19 protein-coding genes are annotated in these 19,105 nt (G+C 44.6%); 8 read left to right on the top strand and 11 right to left on the bottom strand.

The features are described from left to right. Positions 1 to 3: 3 nt before the first annotated feature. A complete protein-coding gene (cydB, locus tag ADH67_RS03615) occupies positions 4 to 1,143 on the top strand; it encodes a cytochrome d ubiquinol oxidase subunit II (RefSeq protein WP_066594788.1) in 1,140 nt (379 codons plus the stop codon). Positions 1,144 to 1,321: 178 nt separating this feature from the next. Beyond that, positions 1,322 to 1,588 (top strand): cyd operon YbgE family protein, encoded by a 267-nt coding sequence (locus ADH67_RS03620; RefSeq protein ID WP_066595991.1) that lies wholly within the window; start codon positions 1,322 to 1,324, stop codon positions 1,586 to 1,588. A 138-nt stretch (positions 1,589 to 1,726) separates the two neighbouring features. Here the strand turns inward: ADH67_RS03620 and ADH67_RS03625 are convergent, their stop codons facing one another. The 3 genes from ADH67_RS03625 to ADH67_RS03640 form a co-directional block, all read right to left on the bottom strand. Beyond that, positions 1,727 to 2,167 carry a DUF4870 family protein gene (locus ADH67_RS03625; RefSeq protein ID WP_236578404.1) on the bottom strand — a complete coding sequence of 147 codons (441 nt, stop codon included), beginning with the start codon at positions 2,165 to 2,167 and terminating at the stop codon, positions 1,727 to 1,729. A 309-nt stretch (positions 2,168 to 2,476) separates the two neighbouring features. Further along, entirely contained in the window at positions 2,477 to 4,348 is a 1,872-nt protein-coding gene (locus ADH67_RS03635) for an IS1634 family transposase (protein WP_066591743.1), read from the bottom strand. A gap of 87 nt (positions 4,349 to 4,435) precedes the next feature. Beyond that, complete coding sequence (locus tag ADH67_RS03640) at positions 4,436 to 4,801, bottom strand: DUF4870 family protein (protein ID WP_201415691.1); 366 nt, start codon at positions 4,799 to 4,801, stop codon at positions 4,436 to 4,438. A gap of 379 nt (positions 4,802 to 5,180) precedes the next feature. Between ADH67_RS03640 and ADH67_RS03645 the strand changes: the two genes are divergently transcribed. Both ADH67_RS03645 and ADH67_RS03650 read left to right on the top strand, forming a co-directional pair. Then, positions 5,181 to 5,837: a response regulator gene (locus tag ADH67_RS03645; protein WP_066594786.1), complete on the top strand. Its 657-nt coding sequence runs from the start codon at positions 5,181 to 5,183 to the stop codon at positions 5,835 to 5,837. Further along, positions 5,838 to 7,208, top strand: coding sequence for an ATP-binding protein (locus tag ADH67_RS03650; protein WP_066594785.1), 1,371 nt, complete (start codon positions 5,838 to 5,840; stop codon positions 7,206 to 7,208). Positions 7,209 to 7,210: 2 nt separating this feature from the next. On the opposite strand, the gene ADH67_RS03655 is transcribed toward ADH67_RS03650, so the two are convergent. Together ADH67_RS03655 and ADH67_RS03660 are read right to left on the bottom strand one after the other, a co-directional pair. Further along, complete coding sequence (locus ADH67_RS03655; RefSeq protein ID WP_066594783.1) at positions 7,211 to 7,357, bottom strand: entericidin A/B family lipoprotein; 147 nt, start codon at positions 7,355 to 7,357, stop codon at positions 7,211 to 7,213. A gap of 43 nt (positions 7,358 to 7,400) precedes the next feature. Continuing rightward, on the bottom strand, positions 7,401 to 7,547 hold the full coding sequence (locus tag ADH67_RS03660; protein WP_084081559.1) for an entericidin A/B family lipoprotein: 147 nt from the start codon (positions 7,545 to 7,547) through the stop codon (positions 7,401 to 7,403). Positions 7,548 to 7,800: 253 nt separating this feature from the next. On the opposite strand from ADH67_RS03660, the gene ADH67_RS03665 reads away from it, so the two are divergent. Then, on the top strand, positions 7,801 to 9,264 hold the full coding sequence (locus ADH67_RS03665; protein WP_066594781.1) for a DegQ family serine endoprotease: 1,464 nt from the start codon (positions 7,801 to 7,803) through the stop codon (positions 9,262 to 9,264). Between the two features lie 38 nt (positions 9,265 to 9,302). Here the strand turns inward: ADH67_RS03665 and ADH67_RS03670 are convergent, their stop codons facing one another. From ADH67_RS03670 to ADH67_RS03695, 6 genes are all read right to left on the bottom strand, one after another. Then, positions 9,303 to 10,562, bottom strand: a complete 1,260-nt coding sequence (locus ADH67_RS03670) for an AMP-binding protein (protein ID WP_236578403.1) — start codon at positions 10,560 to 10,562, stop codon at positions 9,303 to 9,305. 100 nt (positions 10,563 to 10,662) lie between these two features. Next, positions 10,663 to 11,517: a 1,4-dihydroxy-2-naphthoyl-CoA synthase gene (menB, locus tag ADH67_RS03675; protein WP_066594776.1), complete on the bottom strand. Its 855-nt coding sequence runs from the start codon at positions 11,515 to 11,517 to the stop codon at positions 10,663 to 10,665. Between the two features lie 326 nt (positions 11,518 to 11,843). After that, entirely contained in the window at positions 11,844 to 12,377 is a 534-nt protein-coding gene (locus tag ADH67_RS03680) for an FAD-binding protein (protein ID WP_066594774.1), read from the bottom strand. Beyond that, entirely contained in the window at positions 12,374 to 14,101 is a 1,728-nt protein-coding gene (locus ADH67_RS03685; protein ID WP_066594772.1) for a zinc ribbon domain-containing protein, read from the bottom strand. The genes ADH67_RS03680 and ADH67_RS03685 overlap by 4 nt, the downstream gene beginning before the upstream one ends. A 48-nt stretch (positions 14,102 to 14,149) precedes the next feature. Next, complete coding sequence (locus tag ADH67_RS03690) at positions 14,150 to 14,764, bottom strand: IS607 family transposase (protein WP_066594770.1); 615 nt, start codon at positions 14,762 to 14,764, stop codon at positions 14,150 to 14,152. 338 nt (positions 14,765 to 15,102) lie between these two features. Continuing rightward, positions 15,103 to 16,077, bottom strand: a complete 975-nt coding sequence (locus tag ADH67_RS03695) for a Bug family tripartite tricarboxylate transporter substrate binding protein (RefSeq protein WP_066594767.1) — start codon at positions 16,075 to 16,077, stop codon at positions 15,103 to 15,105. Positions 16,078 to 16,181: 104 nt separating this feature from the next. Between ADH67_RS03695 and ADH67_RS03700 the strand changes: the two genes are divergently transcribed. From ADH67_RS03700 to ADH67_RS03710, 3 genes are all read left to right on the top strand, one after another. After that, positions 16,182 to 16,808, top strand: coding sequence for a TetR/AcrR family transcriptional regulator (locus ADH67_RS03700; protein ID WP_066594766.1), 627 nt, complete (start codon positions 16,182 to 16,184; stop codon positions 16,806 to 16,808). Positions 16,809 to 16,880: 72 nt separating this feature from the next. Continuing rightward, complete coding sequence (locus tag ADH67_RS03705; RefSeq protein ID WP_066594764.1) at positions 16,881 to 17,528, top strand: MarC family NAAT transporter; 648 nt, start codon at positions 16,881 to 16,883, stop codon at positions 17,526 to 17,528. A 126-nt stretch (positions 17,529 to 17,654) separates the two neighbouring features. Beyond that, positions 17,655 to 19,091 (top strand): GntR family transcriptional regulator, encoded by a 1,437-nt coding sequence (locus tag ADH67_RS03710; RefSeq protein ID WP_066594762.1) that lies wholly within the window; start codon positions 17,655 to 17,657, stop codon positions 19,089 to 19,091. The last annotated feature ends 14 nt before the right edge of the window (positions 19,092 to 19,105 follow it).

Below are 19,105 nucleotides of genomic sequence, written 5' to 3' on the forward strand. Positions count from 1 at the left end.
TAAATGTTAGATTATGAAGTACTAAAAGTTATATGGTGGTTGTTTATCGGGGTTCTCCTTGCCGGTTTCGCCATTATGGACGGCCAGGATATGGGTATCGGTACCTTATTGCCGTTCCTCGGAAAAAACGACGATGAAAAACGCATCATGATTAATGCCGTTGCCCCTCACTGGGACGGCAACCAGGTTTGGTTCATTACCGGCGGCGGTGCTATTTTTGCTGCATGGCCGTTGATTTACGCAACATCCTTCTCCGGTTTCTACTGGGCAATGTTGTTGGTTCTCTTTGCTCTGTTCTTCAGACCAGTCGGTTTTGACTACAGAAGCAAAGTGGAAAACACCACTTGGAGAAGCACTTGGGACTGGTTGTTGTTCGTCGGCAGCGTTGTACCTCCTATCGTTTGCGGTGTGGCTTTCGGCAACCTCCTTCAGGGCGTTCCATTCCACTTCGACGATAACCTGCGCAGTTTCTATACAGGTTCTTTCTGGGCTCTTCTTAATCCGTTCGCTCTTCTCTGCGGCATTGTCTCTATCTGCATCTTCATTTCTCAGGGTGCAAATTACCTTGTCTTGAGATCAGTAGGAGATTTGCAAAGTAAAGCAGCCAAGTGCTCTCAGATTGCAGGTTTCCTCTATGCAGTCCTGTTCATCTTGGCAGGTATTTGGGTCTACTTCGGAATCAAGGGTTATGTCATCACATCCGCCATTGATCCTGCAATGCTCCCAAATCCCCTCAACAAGACCGTTGAAATTCAAGACGGTGCCTGGTTTGCCAACTTTGCTAAGTATCCTGTGCTCTGGGTCCTTCCTGTTCTTGCTGTTGCAGGCGGTGTTCTCTCCTCCCTGTTTATCAGCGGCAAGAAAGCTGGTTGGGCCATCATCTGCTCTTCTTTAGCAATGATCGGTACAGTATTTACCCCGCTCGCAGCAATGTTCCCGTTCTTGATGCCGTCCTCAACAAACCTGGCTTCTTCTTTGACAGCCTGGGACTGCACAAGCTCTCATACAACACTGTTCGTCATGTTCTGCGTTACTTTGATTTTCCTGCCGATTGTTCTTCTTTACACCGGCTGGGCTTACAAAGTATTGAGCGGCAAGCTTACACCGAAGGTTATCCAAGATAACTCTAAGAACTTGTACTAATTAAGGGGCGAGCCCTTCGGGGCTCTCGAAGGAGTAAATAATGATCTACTTTTTATGGTTGGCTTGCTTAGTTCTCATGATCTGGGGCTCAGCAAACTTCGCAACAAAGATCGATAACGATAAATAATTTGAAACGGGCCCGGTGCAAACCGGGCATTATTTTCTTTTTCAGATAAGAATGAGAATACTTTCTTTTTTACTTGCATTAGCCATTGCCGGCACCATCATCGTATTTCCAAGAATCATTTCAACGGATATGCACTCGGTTCCTCACGGCTGGTTGGTAGGCCTGATGTTAGGCATGAGCTTCTGCTTCGTCTACGGAGTTGGCTTTGTTCCAAACAACCGAATTCTAAGAGTGATTTTTTCTCCCTTAGTCGCCTGGCCTCTGGTAATCATTTGCGGAGGAGTTATCTTGGCTCAAAGTCCGATGAAGTTTTTCTAGATACTTTCTGAACAAACAGCTGGCTGGAAAATCCTAAATCAATAGAATTCGAAAGCTCAATACACGATGGCCGATTGGTAGCTACTACCAACCGACCAATTTTTCAATCTTTGATGCGTTTAAGTAAGTAACTGCTTACTAGTATATTGGCATCGGCAGGCCATCCGACAATCTCAACCAGCCACGTATAATGCGGTAGCATACCCAAATACCCAGGACAATAAAACCGATGAACCATACGGCTAATCCAACAAGGATGAAAGCTAAGAAAAAGCCGACAACCCATACAAAGATAATCCACCAGAACGCATACCAGAACGTTCTAATCTGCCAAGTAAAGTGACTGGCCAAGTAAGTACCTTGCACGTCACTTCTTTTGACGTAGTTAATGATGACAGCAATAATGGACGGCCAACCGAATACGAATGCAGTGGCAATAGAGGCTCCGGAAAAAACTCCGAGCACAATGGAAAGGCCGTGCAGAAAATATACTATCTGCGTAACGGTAACTAAATTGCGAGGAACCTGATTAACCGGAAAATTCGGCTGCTGTTGGTCCATCACTTGATAATCGGACATGGTTTACTCCATTAAATTCCAGGGTTCATTAAACACCAAAAATATCACTTGCTTTCTTTTGGAAGGTATTTTTAGGAACGTGATTTTATTGACTCTGGAAAAGTTCGGAAATTGAATTAAATCAAAACATCCTCTCACAAAAACTGCGTCTGTCCCCGTCTTCAATGATTCGTAGCTGGGCGCCATTGTAGGCCTTATTTTTATTAATTCCTCCTGAGTTTCAGAGAATAAATTGAGGAAATTTTGTTATATCTATTGGGCCTCAATGTATCTCTAATTTTTCATTTTTTTATTCCTCGTAGTAGTAGTTCACTCGATAGAGAAGTAACTGTTCAAATCTCCGGATAGCCCCAGTTTCCTTCTCAAGGTTGCTGCGGTTTCATAGTCCTCTAGCACCGGCATAGATACGGCTTTGCAGATGTTTTTTACATCGTCTGAAATCCCTGTAGTTGCATAGACCGCCGGCAGTCTCTCTAATTTGATTCTTGTCGTCCTTAGTCCGTTGAGACTTTCCACGATCTTCTCTATGGAAATTGGGGTCTGGTTGGATTTGAGCTTGTACTCGAGCAAACGCGAAATTACTAATGCGATATAACAACAAAGAAAATGACCGCGGATGTGTTGCTCAGTGCGCACATACACCGGTCGTGCTTCTAATTGACTTTTCAAGAGGCGGAAATTGCTCTCTATGTGCCAGAGCTCTCTGTAGATGCTTAGGATTTCCTCTACAGGATCTTCCAGTGAAGTCTCTATCACATGCATTCCATCGAACTTCTCCTGCTCAACGATCTTTTCCTCGTCTAAACTCAAACTCTCTTTATCAATCTCAACGCGAACTAATCCCTTGCCTCCTTTTTTCATTTCCGCTGTGAAGGTAGAGGGACGGGTAACTAGCCCTATTGCTTTATCAATAAACTTTTGTCTATCGTGTCTGTCTTTATCAAAGCGCTTTTTAGAGAATGTAACGATGTACCTGCGCTTGAGCGTTCCTTTTTTTCTCTTATTTTTAGCTCGAGTTTCATAGGGCTTTAATATCTTCTCCAGCCGTTCTATCTCTGCAGGATTATCATGCTCCTTTGCAAACTCCGGATAACGATAGTTAACTTTGGTTTCAAGCGTGACCTCTTTGTACCAGTTTTCTTCCACAACCCCGTCATCATCGACCACGGTATATGAGATTCTTCCTTCCGGGCAAAGGGCAGCGGCCTTGACTTCCTCGGAAGCGCTTCTAATCTTCGATGAGAATACATAGTCGTGACCAAGCTCGACCAGGCAGTGAATGTTGGCCGTGTTGTTAAGGCCCCTATCGGCCACGACTACAAGTTTTTCAACCCCATAAGTTTTTTTCAATTCTTCTACAAAAGGAATCATCGTCGGAGATTCTCCCTGATTGCCTTTATAGAGTTTATAGCTGACTGGCAGTCCGTCTTTGTCAGCAGCTAAGGCCATAACTACCTGAACTTCATTAAATTTTTTATCTTTTGAGTAACCGAATTCTCGAAGACTGTCGGCTCGAATGCTTTCAAAGGCGTAAGTAGTAATGTCATAGAGGCACACTCGCGTGTCTCGTTGAGGATTTTGTTCTAAAAGCTTTTTATTCAGATATTTGATAATGGCTTCTTTATTATCGCTGAGCAGATCTAAGCAATTGTAGTAATCGGAAAGGTTCTGCGGCCTAGCACCGAGATATGTGACTGGTACTAAGCGTTTGGTTTTAGCCTTTGACCAAGGGGATAAAATTCTTGTAAGACACAGTTGGCGGACAACTTCAGAAAAATCGAACTGAACGTTCGTACCATTTTTAAGATAAGTGAGCTTGTAAGGCAGTTTAAGTTCATTCCAAAGCCGACTTAAAACCACCAACCCAAGACCTCGTAACGCCGGCTTTTCTCCTTTTAAGCTCAGGCCGTCCTTAGCTTCTTTGAGAAGTTGATCTTTAATATTTTTATTTAAAACCATCCTTTGGTTTAGATCAGTTGCTGCAGCCTCACGATTAAGAGCTTCAACCTCGGCTTTAATTTTTTGTATAGCAAGAGGGTCTGCCGCAAGCAGCATCTTCTCATTTCCACATTTGCGATAAATATTTTTCCGGGCTTGTCCTTTTTCATTTCTGTAGGAGGAAGCGATATAGACACTTCGATTCCCCTCTTTATTAGAACTGTACATGACGTGGTAACGCATAAACCCCTCTCTATACTATTACCATTATTTTACTACATATAACCAAAAAAAGTCAAGAGAGATTTTCCTTTTATTTTCAGATAGTAATTATGAAAATAAGGGGGTTTCGGTATCAAACTCAGGAACAAGGATGAAAGCTAAGAAAAAGCCGACAACCCATACAAAGATAATCCACCAGAACGCATACCAGAACGTTCTAATCTGCCAAGTAAAGTGACTGGCCAAGTAAGTACCTTGCACGTCACTTCTTTTGACGTAGTTAATGATGACAGCAATAATGGACGGCCAACCGAATACGAATGCAGTGGCAATAGAGGCTCCGGAAAAAACTCCGAGCACAATGGAAAGGCCGTGCAGAAAATATACTATCTGCGTAACGGTAACTAAATTGCGAGGAACCTGATTAACCGGAAAATTCGGCTGCTGTTGGTCCATCACTTGATAATCGGACATGGTTTACTCCATTAAATTCCAGGGTTCATTAAACACCAAAAATATCACTTGCTTTCTTTTGGAAGGTATTTTTAGGAACGTGATTTTATTGACTCTGGAAAAGTTCGGAAATTGAATTAAATCAAAACATCCTCTCACAAAAACTGCGTCTGTCCCCGTCTTCAATGATTCGTAGCTGGGCGCCATTGTAGGCCTTATTTTTATTAATTCCTGGAAAGAACTTTCGAGATTCTTTCCTGATCTTTGTTTTCTTTGTTGACTCGTATTTTGTCCGCAACAAAATATAATTAATGCTTTCTCAATCGCAACTTAATATGAATATGGATACCCATATCTTCCTCATCATGAGATAATCCCGAGAAGATGTTTGGAGAAAACTATGCGCGTTCTATTGGTTGAAGACGATGAAATGATCGGTGAGGCCGTCGTCGACGGGCTCAAATCGGAAGGCTATGCCGTTGACTGGGTGAAGGACGGGGGCTCTGCAACTATCGCTCTGGATACCACTTCATTCGGAATCGTAATTCTTGATCTTGGTCTCCCGGGCAAGGACGGACTTAATGTCTTAAAAGACATGAGACGCAAGAAAAACCATACACCGGTTCTCATTACAACCGCCCGAGACACCGTTAATGACAAAATTGAAGGTCTCGATGCGGGAGCAGATGACTATCTTATTAAGCCTTATGATTTAGACGAATTAAATGCTCGTGTCAGAGCCCTTCTGAGGCGCTCTGCAGGACGTGCAGATCCAATCATCGAAAGAGGTCGTTTAACAATTAATCCAACTACTCGTGAAGTTTTATTTGACGGTCAATCCATCATCCTTTCAAGTAAAGAATATGCTCTGCTCTTTGCTCTGGCTGAAAGAAAAGGCATCGTTCTCTCGCGCGCTCAGTTGGAAGAAAAACTTTACAACTACGATTCCTTGATTGGCTCTAATGCTATTGAGGTTCATATCCACCACTTGCGGAAAAAACTCTCGGAAGACAGTATTAAAACTGTCAGAGGCGTTGGCTATATTCTGGAGACCTAATTGTTCTCCATCCGAAAACGGCTTCTAGCGTCCGTTATTGTCGTTCTTTTATTCAGCACCTTCTGTGAAGGTCTTGCTACCTATTTTGCCGTTCAGCAGCAGGTCGACAGGCTTCTGGACAATTCCTTAAAGCAGGTTGCGCTTTCGCTCAACTCCATCCACAGCGGAGAAATCCCTTTTCTAAAAAAAGGTGCTCTTCTACCTGCTGATGATAGTCTGGTGGTACAAATTCATGATCCCATCAGCGGAATAACCTTTATCTCCCGCAATATGGAGAAACTGCCGATAGCTGAACGAACCGGCTTTTCGGATATTCTCATCGACGGCCGACCCTGGAGGCTTTATACCTCTCAAAACTTTACAGGTCAGATTGTGGAAGTGGCTCAGCCAGCCGTTCTGAGAAGCGAGGTCGCCATTAAAACCGCCAAACCTATCCTTATTCCGCTGGTAGTAGCTGTTCCGGTGATCGCTTTGATTCTATGGATTTTCATCCGTCACGGATTCTCGAGCCTTGAGGGAGCTTCCCGGGCCATTGCCAGACGCTCTCCTACCTCCCTGCAGCCTCTTTCTATGAAAGGGATGCCTGTAGAGTTAGCCCCTTTGGTAAATTCTTTGAACGATTTGCTCGCTCGCCTATCCGACAGTTTCAAACTGCAAAGCCGTTTTGCCTCCGACGCTGCCCATGAATTAAGAACGCCTCTGACGGCCCTAAATCTTCAAATTCAACTGGCAGAAAGAGCTAAAACCGAAGAAGCCAAGGCAAAAGCATTCGGACGCTTAAAAGAAGGCATTAAAAGAGCAACCCGTCTTGTAACTCAGTTGCTGACGATGGCGCGTTTAGATCCGGACAATTCCGAAAAACCTATGGCGCCACTAGACCTTCATGCATTGGCAACAAGCATCCAAGATGAAATCAGCGTAGTCGCTGAACAAAAGGGCATTGAGATTTCGACCCTCGAAAAAAGCAAAGCGATTGTTTTCGGCAATAAAGATGCTTTACAGCTCATGATCACAAATCTGTGCGATAACGCCATTCGATATACGCCTAAAGGCGGCCACATCAGAATTGCGACCGGCATCGAGGACGGCAACGGTATTGTTGAAGTCTCAGACGACGGTCCCGGCATCCCGGAGTCCGAAAGAGCAAGAATTTTTGAAAGGTTCTATCGTGTCGAAGGAACAAAAACAATCCCGGGAACCGGCATCGGTCTGGCAATTGTCAGACGAGTTGCAGAACTGCACGGCGGCAAACCGTCGCTAGAAGACGGTCTGGACGGGAAAGGCATCACATTTAAGATTTCTTTTCCCGCGACCCAAAAACAGAGATCCGAAAATCAGGACGAAGCTGACGACGAATATTCTGATAACTAGTTCTAGAGTTTATTGGATACAGCAGTTGCGCCTTTATTGATTCCTTCTCCAGCGGCGGAGACGTCTTTACCAATACCTTTTACAGTATTGCACCCTGCGATAGCAAGAACGAATGCAACGAGAATTGCTGTAATTCCAAACTTTTTCATAATAATTCCTTTCGGATAAGTTAATTGTTCGGACTAAAACGCATTACATCTTATTTTGAACTGCTGTAGCAGCTGAATCTATATCACCGCCAACCGCAGAAACATCTTGGCCTACGCCCTTAACGGTATTGCAAGCGGTCAAACCTAGGCAAAGCATTGCTGCAGCCAGCAGACAAACAACTTTTTTCAATTTAAGCCTCTCATTAAAAATGTCTATATCTCGGATATTAATTTTTAGTTGCCTGCTAAAAAACTTTTTTCATCCAATACGGGGACATGTGTGCCTTGAGGAGAACTTGCAGACGGGTTTTACAGACAGTTTTGTATTTGCGCTAAAAGGCATAATTGCTTACAGAGATCTCAATTTTCTTAAGCCAAATTTAAGAAATTTTATTGATGATGAAACGATAGAACTTTTTACAAATTAGAAGAGTAAAACACTTATGACTTCTACTTCTCTTAAAAGATCACTCGTTGCTTCTGCTGTTGCATTCTCTTTTGTTTTTTCCTCAGCAGCGGCCCTAGGTACGTTTCTTCCTACTGCAAACGCTCAGGAAGTCAGTCCGACTCAACTCATTGCAGCTTTACCTGATTTCTCTAAGTTAGTGGAAGATAATGGCAAAGCAGTTGTCAGCATCGAAACACTGAAAAAAGCCAAAAAAGTTACAAAAAACAAACGTCCGAGAGGTCAAGATCCGTTCGAAGAACTAAGAAAATTCGGCTTCCCCTTCCCGTTCGGCGATGATTTCCCAAGCTTCGGCACTCCCGAAAGACACGGCCAGGGGTCAGGCTTCATTATTTCTCCTGACGGCTATATTCTGACCAACCATCACGTTGTTGACGGTGCGGATGAGCTCACCGTTCATCTCACAGATAAAAGGAAACTCAAGGCCAAAGTCATCGGCAGCGATCAAAAGACCGACGTAGCAGTCATCAAGATTGAAGCTAAAGACTTGCCCACAGTCAAAATCGGAAACTCCGATAAGGTAAAAGTCGGTGAATGGGTTGCCGCTATTGGAGCGCCATTCGGTTTAGACAACACCGTCACAGCCGGTATCGTTTCAGCCAAAAGCCGTAATCTGCCGGATGATCAGTTCGTCCCGTTTATTCAGACTGACGTGGCTGTTAACCCCGGAAACTCCGGCGGTCCGCTCTTCAATATGAAAGGTGAAGTCATCGGCATCAACTCTCAGATTTTCTCCACCTCGGGCGGCTTCATGGGCTTGTCTTTTGCGATTCCTATTGACTTAGCAATCCAAATCAAAGACCAGCTAATCAAAGACGGAAAGGTCTCCAGGGGCAGAATCGGCGTAATGATGCAAGCGATGACTCCTGAATTGGCTAAAAGCTTCGGATTGAAAGACGAAAAAGGTGCCTTAGTCGTTCAGATTGAAGAGAAAGGCCCTGCAGAAAAAGCCGGTATGAAAGAAGGAGATGTCATCATTGAATTCAACGGCCAGAAGATTGACGAAATGGCCAAGCTTTCTCAAGCTGTCGCCGCAACCAAGCCGGGTTCAAAGGTGAAGGTTATCGTCCTCCGAGAAGGGAAACCGACTGAATTAACAATGACTGTCGATGAAATGCCTGTAGACGGCAAACTTAACTTCAAGAACACAGCACCGTCTAACTCTTCCGTTGATCGTTTAGGACTGTCTACACGTCCGCTCAATGATCTGGAAAAGAAAAAGCATTCTTCCGGTATTGTTGTTGACACGGTTGAAGGCCCCGCTGCAGAAGCCGGTATTCAAACCGGAGATATCATTCTCAGCGCAGGCGGCAAGAAACTTAAAACCGCTGACGATTTAAAGAAAGTATTGGAAAAAGCCGGTACTTCCATTCCTCTTCTGATTGACAGAAAAGGTCAAAGAATCTTCGTTCCGGTTCCTCTTGAAACCGAGAAAAAATAAGCTGATACGATAGCGATAAGGCCTGTGGGATGCAGGCCTTATTTATTTTTGGCGGTGTAGTGAAGAACTTCAAAAGTCAGCCCTTCAAGAACCTCGGGTCTGCGGTTTAGTTTGCCGGAAGCATTAACAGGGAGCTGCCGGACCCAAGAAATAAGTCGAGGAGACTTGTAGGTTGCAAGTACGTTGGACAAACCAAAAACAATATCCTTTGCCTCGGGCTTACTGGCCTCATTCTCGGGAACTAGAAGTGCTGTAACGATAGCTCCCCAAGTTTCGTCCGGTTTGCCGAGAACCAAAGCCTGCTTAATACCCGGAATGTTCTCCAGTGCTTCTTCAACTTCCTGCGGATACACATTGTCCCCGCCGGAAAGGATAACGTCTTTTGCTCGTCCTTTGACGTAGACGTACCCTTCTTCGTCGATGTGTCCTAAATCTCCGGAATCAAACCATCCGTTTTCATCCTTAGTTTCTCTTCCCCAATAACCCTCAAGGAGCATCGGTCCTCTTATCAATACCCGGCCGTCAACGATTTTTATCTCGGCCCCGGGATTGATTTTGCCGTTGCCTTTGGTGATGGAGTATCTCATCTCAAAAGGCGTACTGACGACGTTACTCGCGGTCTCAGTCATGCCGTAAGTCATCACGAGAGGAAGATGACGTTCAAAAGCCAGTTTTCGTGATTTGTCAGAAGTTGCAGCTCCCCCAACCAAGAAGGTTTTAAAGTTTTTACTCGGGCGCCACTCAGGACAATCCTCCAGTACCTTTATCAGCATTGTAGGAACGATAGACGACAAAGTAACTCCGTCCCTATCCCAGCTCTCCGTATAGGCCTTAGCAGAGAATTTAGGAGCAAAAGAGATTGCGGTGCGGGCAATCAAACTGCGGCTGACAATAGAAAAACCTCCGATTCGAGCCGGGGCAATACTTAGCTGCCAAACATCACCTTCTTCCAAAGGAATATTCTTGGCACTTGACTGAGCACTGCTGATAAGAGCTTTTCTGGTCAGAATGGTCGCTTTGGGCTTCCCGGTTGTTCCGGAAGTAAAAACAATAATTGCAGTGTCTTCTGGAAGCGGATCGGTGAAAGTATCGACTTGAGCCAAGAACCTTTGCTTTTCCGTCTCGGTAAGAGACGGATGAAGGACAAGAATGGGAGTATGGAGCTCTAGCAGGGCATAAACCGAAACCAAGGAATCCGTATTAGGATGGACGACCAAAGGATAAATTTTGGTACGTCCTTCTTGTTCAATCTCAGCAATTCGTTGTTCGACTAATTCTGCCAGTTGAGAAAAAGACAAGTCTCCCCCTTCAGCGAGGCTCCTTCTAATAGCCAAACGCTGGGGGAATTCCTCTGCTGCTCTCCTGACAGATAAAAGGTCGAGTGTCATGAAACAGAGTTTACGGAAGACGAGGAAACTTCTTGAAGTTAGGACGGCGTTTTTCCAAGAAAGCTTCTTTACCTTCTTTACCTTCTTCGGTCATGTAGAAAAGCAATGTCGCATTTCCGGCCAACTCCTGCAAACCAGCCTGGCCGTCGCAGTCAGCATTCAAAGCAGACTTCAAGCAGCGGATGGCAAGCGGAGAATTGGCAAGAATTTCTCTGCACCACTGAACGGTTTCAGCTTCAAGATCTTCGTACGGAACAACCTTGTTGACCAACCCCATGTCCAAAGCTTCTTTAGCATCGTAGAAGCGGGCCAAGAACCAAATTTCACGAGCTTTCTTCTGCCCAACAATTCTAGCCATATAAGATGCGCCCCACCCTCCGTCAAAAGAGCCGACCTTAGGACCTGTCTGACCGAATCTGGCGTTGTCCGCTGCGATAGTCAGGTCGCAAATCATATGCAGAACATGACCGCCGCCTACGCACCATCCTGCAACCATCGCAATAACGGGTTTCGGACAAGTTCTGATTTGTCTTTGGAAATCTAAAACGTTCAAACGAGGTACCCCGTCGGAACCGACATAACCTCCGGTACTTCTAACCTTCTGGTCTCCGCCGGAACAGAACGCATCTTTGCCTTGACCGGTCAAAATGATCACGCCGACATTTTCATCGTCTCTGGCATCGGCCAAAGCCTGTTCCATTTCTCGGACGGTCAGAGGACGGAAAGCGTTTCTGACTTGGGGACGATTAATCGTGATCTTGGCAATGCCTTCATCACTTTTTTCGTAAATGATATCTTCGAAGTCTTTTACCTTTTTCCATTCAGGAATTTTCGGCAGTGAAGAAGTGTCTAATTGAGGCTGCATCTATTCAATCCTTTTTGATAGAACCAAGATATTAATCGTTATTTGCATGCAATTCCATCGATTGGATAGATCACTTCCCGAAAACTCGACATCTAAGTGTCAACATTTTTTTCTCTGCATTAACAATGACTTCCAACTAAGTTCTTCAATTATCGGATTGTGTGATTCAATTTACTCGGAGTCAGAGTAAAAAAAGATCACAACTCCAAACAATTGCAGCCCCTAACTCTTTGTTCTCAATTGCAAAAGGGCCAAGAACAAACATCCTCAGCCTTTGTGAAAAATTCTTTTTAGTGCTTCTTCGGTAAAGCACTAATCAAGGTCAATTAAGCTTCAAACTGCATAGATTTGACTGACTTATCAATGTCACCGCCGGCAGCCATAATGCCCGCTAAACGGCCGAATGTAAGGCAGCGGCCGTGGTTCATACCCGGACAGATTGTTGGGTAGTCGTCGGAACCGAAGTATTCGCCGGCTGCTGCACCGCAAACATACAAGCCTTCGATTGGTTTGTCGTTAACATCCAAGACCAACAGTGACGGATCAGTATGGAGGCCCCCGCTCATTGCCAATAAGGAGCTGGAAAGTTTGCCGGCATAGAACGGTGCCTTGAGGATTGGAGTCATCAAGACTTTGCGCTTACCGAAGTCTTCGTCAACGCCCTTTTCGCACAATTCGTTGTAACGGGCAACTGTCTTCTTCAAACCTTCAGCCGGAATTCCCATCTTCTGAGCTAGTTCGTCGAGAGAATTGGCTTTGCCGTCTTTGATGTGCTGGTCTTGAGTTGCTTTTTCAACGTCTTTATTCCAACCGGCACCGTTTTTGAGAAGTTGAAAAAACTTGATCATCGCGAGAATCATAAGCTTTTCTTCTCCCCTTCGCTCTCATTAAGTTGAGTCTTGCAGGAAAACGGTGGTGCCTGAGGCACTTCCAACCCGCGTTTGTACTGCACCATCAGCATCTCAAATACCTTGCCGGGCGGGGCGTACAGCGGTATCTCCCCGCTTCGTCTGCGTAATATTTCCTTCGCAGCACACGTATCAGCGTGGCCCTCATAGCCGCATTGACGGCACTTCACACGATCTGTCGAGACTCTGTTTTCTTTGGATGGGTAAAAACAAGCTGGACAAACTCGAGAGCTGTGACACGCATTTACCTGAGTAAGCCTGATGCCAAACTGTTTGCATTTCTGCTCAAGACACTGCCGGATATATCCTCGGGCCCAGCTTGACAGCCTTCGGTTCCAGTTTTTACTTCTTGTCTTCCCCATATGAGCAGAGAGCTTTTCTATGACGAGCTCTTTGACTTTTACGCCATCTAAGCCGTCTCCTTTGCCTTGCACAATGGAATTTATCGCTTTATTGATTTCTTGCTTGATTGAGTCTTGCGCTCTTCGATATTTCGCATTGTGTTTTTTGCGGCCAAGGTTATGTTTAAATATATTTTGTGCTTTTCTCCTATCTTTCTCTTTAGCCGAGCTTTCTAACTCTTTGGCTTTAGCCCAAAGTTTATTTCTCTTCTGACCTTTTTCCTTGCAGTAATCTGAATATCGGGTAAGTTTCTCTCCGAACTTTTGACCGATAAAAGCTCCGTTGCTTAAAGCTGCGACTTCCGTATAACCGGTATCGAAGCCAACAATCTCTCCTTCAGTCCTTTCCGGTTTGCATAAGGCTTCACGGCAAACTCTCAGTTCGTAAACGTCGAGTTTTTTAATGAGCTGAATAGTTCCTCTGAGTGCTCCTTTGCCAAGGATACGCAAAGCAATCAGCTGGCGCTTCTTAGCCCCTTCTGCATATGACATCAGCCTTAACTCATTCTGGTCTTTAGAATTTAATCTCCAGCAGCTGCTGTCAAAGTCTGCTCTGTTGGAAGTAAGCCGGCAGTGGGGAAGCCGTATCTTTTTACGAACTTTCTTAATTGCGCAATAGACCCGTTTGGCAACGGCATACCTCTTAACAGTTTCAATGTCTTTTTTCAGCTTCTCAAAGGCTGTCAGGCGCTTCCGGTATCTCTCCTCGGCATCTTTTTCTTTTGGATTGAGCTTAGGAGGTTGAGGATATGGAACTTTTCCTTGAGAAGCCATATAAAACTGCGGCTCAGTCTCTCTTAAAATCCAATTGATATAGATAAGTGTTTTAGGCTCGTTGGAATATCGGCCGAAAAACCTTCCCCATTGTCTTTTTAATTCTGCTTTTACAGTCTGCCAATAAGTTCGAAGTCCTTGGCTCGCCTCTTCTAAGCACAGTTTCCAATGACGGGCCTGCAGGTGAGGTCCTTCTGAGCTCTGCTGAGAACGCAGAAACTTCAAAAGTTCTGTTTGAGCTCGTTTCCCTTGCGCTTTGAGATCTTCAAGCAAAGTTTCGAACTTCGGCTGCGGAAGATTTAGGCAATAAACAATTTCATCTCTAAAGGCACGCCAGTTCCAAACTTTTTGTCTGAGCTCGTGAGTGCAGAAAGCCATTTGAAACTTCTGCAATGTTCTACCGTAAAGCTCACATAACAAATCCAACTCCGCCTGAGTCTCAGGAGGAATCGGTGCGAACAATCGCGTTACTGTCAATGGTAAAGAATTTACGGTCTTCATCCCCCCACTTTACACGAAACAGGGGGTATCTGTCGGTAAGGAGTTCATCTAATTGCCAATTGGCACAGAATTCGATTGAGTTTGTTCTAGAGCCCGTCGATTCTTCCAGCTTCTTTTGCCATAAAGACGGGCCGAGAACACAGTCATCAGCGTAATTACATCCTTAACCAGTTCAGTTTCAAAGGCTTCGCCTTCCGGGTCATCGAGAATCTGAATCGAGACATTAAACTGTTTGCACCGGTAGAAAACTAACTCCTTTCCGAACCGTAAAAGACGATCGGCATGCCTCAAAGTAAGAGAGCTCACAGTACGGCCCCAGATGGCCTCCAAAAGCTTCTTCAGTCCCGGCTTTTTGCAGTTTAATCCGGAGACGAGGTCAGAGATAACTTCATCGCAGCCACTGTCTTTAAGACGTTGAATTTGGGACTGAAGGTCAGATTTTTGATCGTGGCTGGAGACTCGGGCGTACCCGATGCTGCGGCGTTCCTCTTTTTTTATTAAATGAGAGAAAGAGCAAGAGGCAAAACGACGAAGGTTCCCGACAGTTCGGAGGGTCTCCGTCAATTTACCGGCACGGCACCAGCGGCGAATGGTTGCTGATGCAACACCTAATTTAGCTGCTAATTCTCCTACCGACAGGAGAGAAAAATCTAGACGCTTCATCTGAAAAGGTGGGTATTATCCTTGTTTGTACAAGATTACACAACAATTTCGTGGCTAGTTTTTAACCCTGAGCTTAATAGTCAGACAAAGTTTCTGTGAATAAAGTACGTTTGAAGTACGGGGTGTTATTTAGATGCTTGACTGAAGGAAAGTGAATATAAGGCCTATCCATTAACATGGTCGAAGTTCAAAATCCTATTCTTCCGGAATAGAAAGACCGACCTGATGAAGAAGTTGTAAATACGAGAAGAGGTTTCTCAAACATGTCGTGAGAAACCTTTTTATGGCAATCAAGAAATGGAGATCAACTCATCATTTCCAAAATTTAAATCGGAAAATTACTTAGCCTGGGAAATCGACTCAGCCAAGGTTTTCCATTTCTGAGCTTCGGCCTTAATAAATTCAGCAAATTCAGCACCATCAGAAAGAACCGGTTGTGCACCAAGCATCTTGATTCTTTCAATGACCTTTTGGTCGCTTCTGCACTTTACCAGCGCCTTGGAAAGCTGATCCTTGAGTTCTTTTGGAGCACCCTTTGGAACCACATAACCATCCCAAGCACAAAGTTCATAATCTTTAAGGCCGATTTCTTTCATAGTCGGAATATTTGGCAAGCTCTCTAACCTTTCTCCGGTTGTGACGGCGATTGCCTTTAAAGAGCCCTTCTTAACATGAGGCAACGCATTAGCTGCCACATCGATCATGAATGGAATTCTTCCAGCTAACACTTCTACCATAGCTGCTGCACCGCCGGCGTGAGGTACATGAGTAAGGTTTAAACCAGTCTGCATAGCAAAGAACTGCCCGGCGAGATGGCTCGTAGTACCGACACCGGATGAAGCAAAGAACATTTCTCCCGGATGAGATTTACTGTATTTAACCAAGGATTCGTAATCCTCGACGCCGGGAATAGCTTTGGTATTAAGAACCATCACAAGCCCAACCTTAGAAATCTGGCCCACCGGTTCAAGATCGGTAAGCGGATCAAACTTCATATTGTTATAAAGATAACGGTTGACGCACATAATGCCATTGGTGACATAACCGAAGCTGGCGTCTTTCTGAGGCTCGTCAATAAGGTAAGAAGTACCAATATTTCCGCCGGCACCCGGTCTGTTGAGAACCCAAATATCCTTTCCGAGATTTCTGGACAATGCGTCTAACGGGCTTCTGCCTAAAACATCTCCGCCGCCGCCGGCAGGAAATGGGATCACCAACTTAATACCGTTTGACGACTGCGCAAATGCTTTCCCACAAAGCATAGGAGCAACAAGTCCCGCCGTCATTGTTCCTAACAGAGCTCTTCTTTTCATTTGTTTTTTTCCTCAACAATTTTTAATACTGTATCGTACAGTACAGAATATTTTATAATTTTTGTAGTACTGTTCATTCTTAGAGATCAATTTTTAACAAACTCATGCCAGCATTACCGACAAAAAAAGGGAAGCAACGCCAAAAAGCCATCTTGGAATCGGCGATTGATGTCTTCATTGCTAACGGATATGAGGGAACTTCTCTCGATAAAATTCTGAAAATATCAGGCGGGTCCAGAACAACGATCTATAAAACTTACGGCTCCAAGCAAGGACTCTTTTTAGCTGCCCTTGAATCCATGGTTGAAGAGCTCTACTCGGAATACGCTGAACAGTACGACGAAAAGAGAACCTGGGAAGAAGAACTTGTTGTTTTTGGAAATATATTTCTTAAGGGAATTCTCTCGAGACGAGCTATAGGCGCAGCCAGGCTGATTTATTCAGAGAGCGCTAGATTTCCAGATATCGGCAAATGGTATTACGAGCAAGGGGCCCTTCTCAGCTACAGCTGTTTTGCCAAGGTACTGGAGAACCATATTGCTCTTGATTTTGAAGAACTTAAAGGCATTGCTCGAATTTATATTGAAATGTTGAAGAACAACATATACTTAAAAGCTCTCTGCCTTCCGGGCTTTGAGTCCGATGATGCCATGATTGCTCGGGATGTTGCCGAAAGTGCTGAAATTATCAAGACTCATATCAGAAAAAGAATTAGTGCAAAACCGGATTAATTGCTTTATAGTCAGTGAATCGTAACTTCAGGTCCTTAGTTAGAATCAGTTTCTACCCGCGACACCATAGCCATGGTTGAATCTCTATACCTTCAATATTTGTTTGGAGGATTTGTCTCACTGATTGTTATTACAAATCCTCTATCTAAGATCCCTCTCTATATCAGTTTGACCCAAGGCATGTCCATTGCTGAGCGCAAGAAGCAAGCAAACTGGGCATGTTATTACGCGGCAGCAATCATGCTCGTCAGTCTTGCGGCGGGCAACCTTCTCTTGGTATTTTTCGGCATCTCCTATGGCGCGCTGCGTATCTCCGGCGGCTTTGTAGTAGGTCTGATTGGCTATCAAATGCTGTTTGGCAGCAGAGACCAACAAGGAGCTCCGGTTGTCAGAAGAGACAAAACGGACTACTCCTTCTTCCCTTTAGCTATGCCGGGAATAAGCGGACCAGGTACCATCGCCGTTGTCATCGGTATTGCTTCCGAAATTGCGGAATTGCCGAACTGGATTGATATGGCCGGAGCTTTCTTTATGACCGGCGTCTCTATTCTGGCCTGCGCTTTTATTACTTGGATTGTTCTTCGGTGTTCAGAGTATATTTCAAGCAAACTTGGACCCTCGGGCACCCAGGTACTCACTAAGTTAATGGGTTTCTTGCTGATTTGTATTGGTGTTCAATTTATGGGTTCCGGTGTCAGAACGTTCATGGCTGGTTCTTAGAAAAACCTAAACTACTTCTAAAACGAGGATTCAAGACAAAATCTTGGCTCCTCGTTTTTGCTTATCCGCCTTTTCTTTTTTTGGGATAGAAGCCATAATTTTCCGAAAATAGCCTGAGGACACCTGATGATCTCATGGAAAATCGATCCCAACAGTACAGTACCGATTTATAAGCAACTAGTGAATCTAGTCCGAGCTTCGGTTGCTTGCGGTGAGCTTAGAAAAGGAGAAGTTCTCCCATCTCAACGGCAGTTAGCCAAGCTTCTCGGCCTGTCACGCGCAACCATAGTAAAAGCCATGACTGAAATGGCCGATGCAGGGCTTATTGATATTCAGGAAAGAAATCAGGCGGTCGTCTCCGACCTTTCTACCAAAGGCGTTCAATGGAATGTCTATTTCCGTCGCTCGGGACATCGATATTGCAATATCCAAAAGAGCAGCCGCATTGACAATGCGGAAATTAATCTCTCTCGTCTGAGTCTATCTTCTGAATTCAAAGAGTGCGAAAAAAACTTAAAAACACTTCAGCAAATCAAAGCGATTATCGGCGATCCATCAGACTTAAAGAGAGACTACATTCATGGCATAGAGTCGCTTCAAGATTCAATGTTAGAGTATCTCGCCGAGCACGGTGTAACCTGCACTCGAGAAGAACTTCTTTTGGTTGCTAGTCCTGTTCAAGCAATTTCTTTCGTCTCTGAATTACTTCTAGCTTCCGGCGTCCACCTTTACTACTCCACACCTAGTGATATCAATTATTTTGGCTTTTTAGAATCGTACGGGGCCCAGCTACATCCTCTGCCAAGCGACTCAGAGGGAATTGTTGTTGACTCTTTAATGAAAAAAGGAAATCCCAAAAACGACTCGGTGCTCTTCATTTGGTCCAGCTGTACTCCCCCAACGAATGTTTCTCTGAGCAAAAGCCGCAGAGACAAGATTCTCAATGTTTGTAAGACCCACAATATCCCAATCATCGATAATTGCATGCTGGAGGCCTACAATCTAGAAAGAGACGCCCCCAATTCTTTATTTCGTAAAGAATACTTTGAAGGCACCATACAGATTGGAGCTTTTCCAAGAGGAATGGCGGCTGGAACTTGGCTGGCTTGGATTGTGGCTCCCAAACCTGTAATTCTGCGATTAGAAGACATCAAGGAAAAACGCTTCCGTTCTTTAGATACGTTTTCTCAAACCATTCTGCAGCGTCTTCTTCAAACCAGGGAGCTGCAAAATTATCACGCTGCCGTACGAGAGAAGCTAAGAGAAGATACCTACACGAATAACTCATTAATCCAAAAGTATCTAGGAGATATAGCGAATTGGAACCGTAAAGCCAGCGGATGGTGCTTCTGGATTAAGTTTAAACCTCCTATCGATACAAAGGTACTGTTTGAATCGAGAAAAGGTATCTCTTTTAATCCGGGATTTTTCTACGATTCTGCGGATTCCTCGCATATTATGCTGAATCCTCCTTCACTTACAAAGGAGGATTTCGAAAAAGGTCTTAAAAAGCTTCGGGAAGAAATTCTCTACCTCTTTCCTGAAGCCTTTGAAGAAAAGTAGAGCAGCAGACTCTT

The sequence above is a fragment of the Turicimonas muris genome, from assembly GCF_002221595.1.
Classification (GTDB): Bacteria; Pseudomonadota; Gammaproteobacteria; order Burkholderiales; family Burkholderiaceae_F; genus Turicimonas; species Turicimonas muris.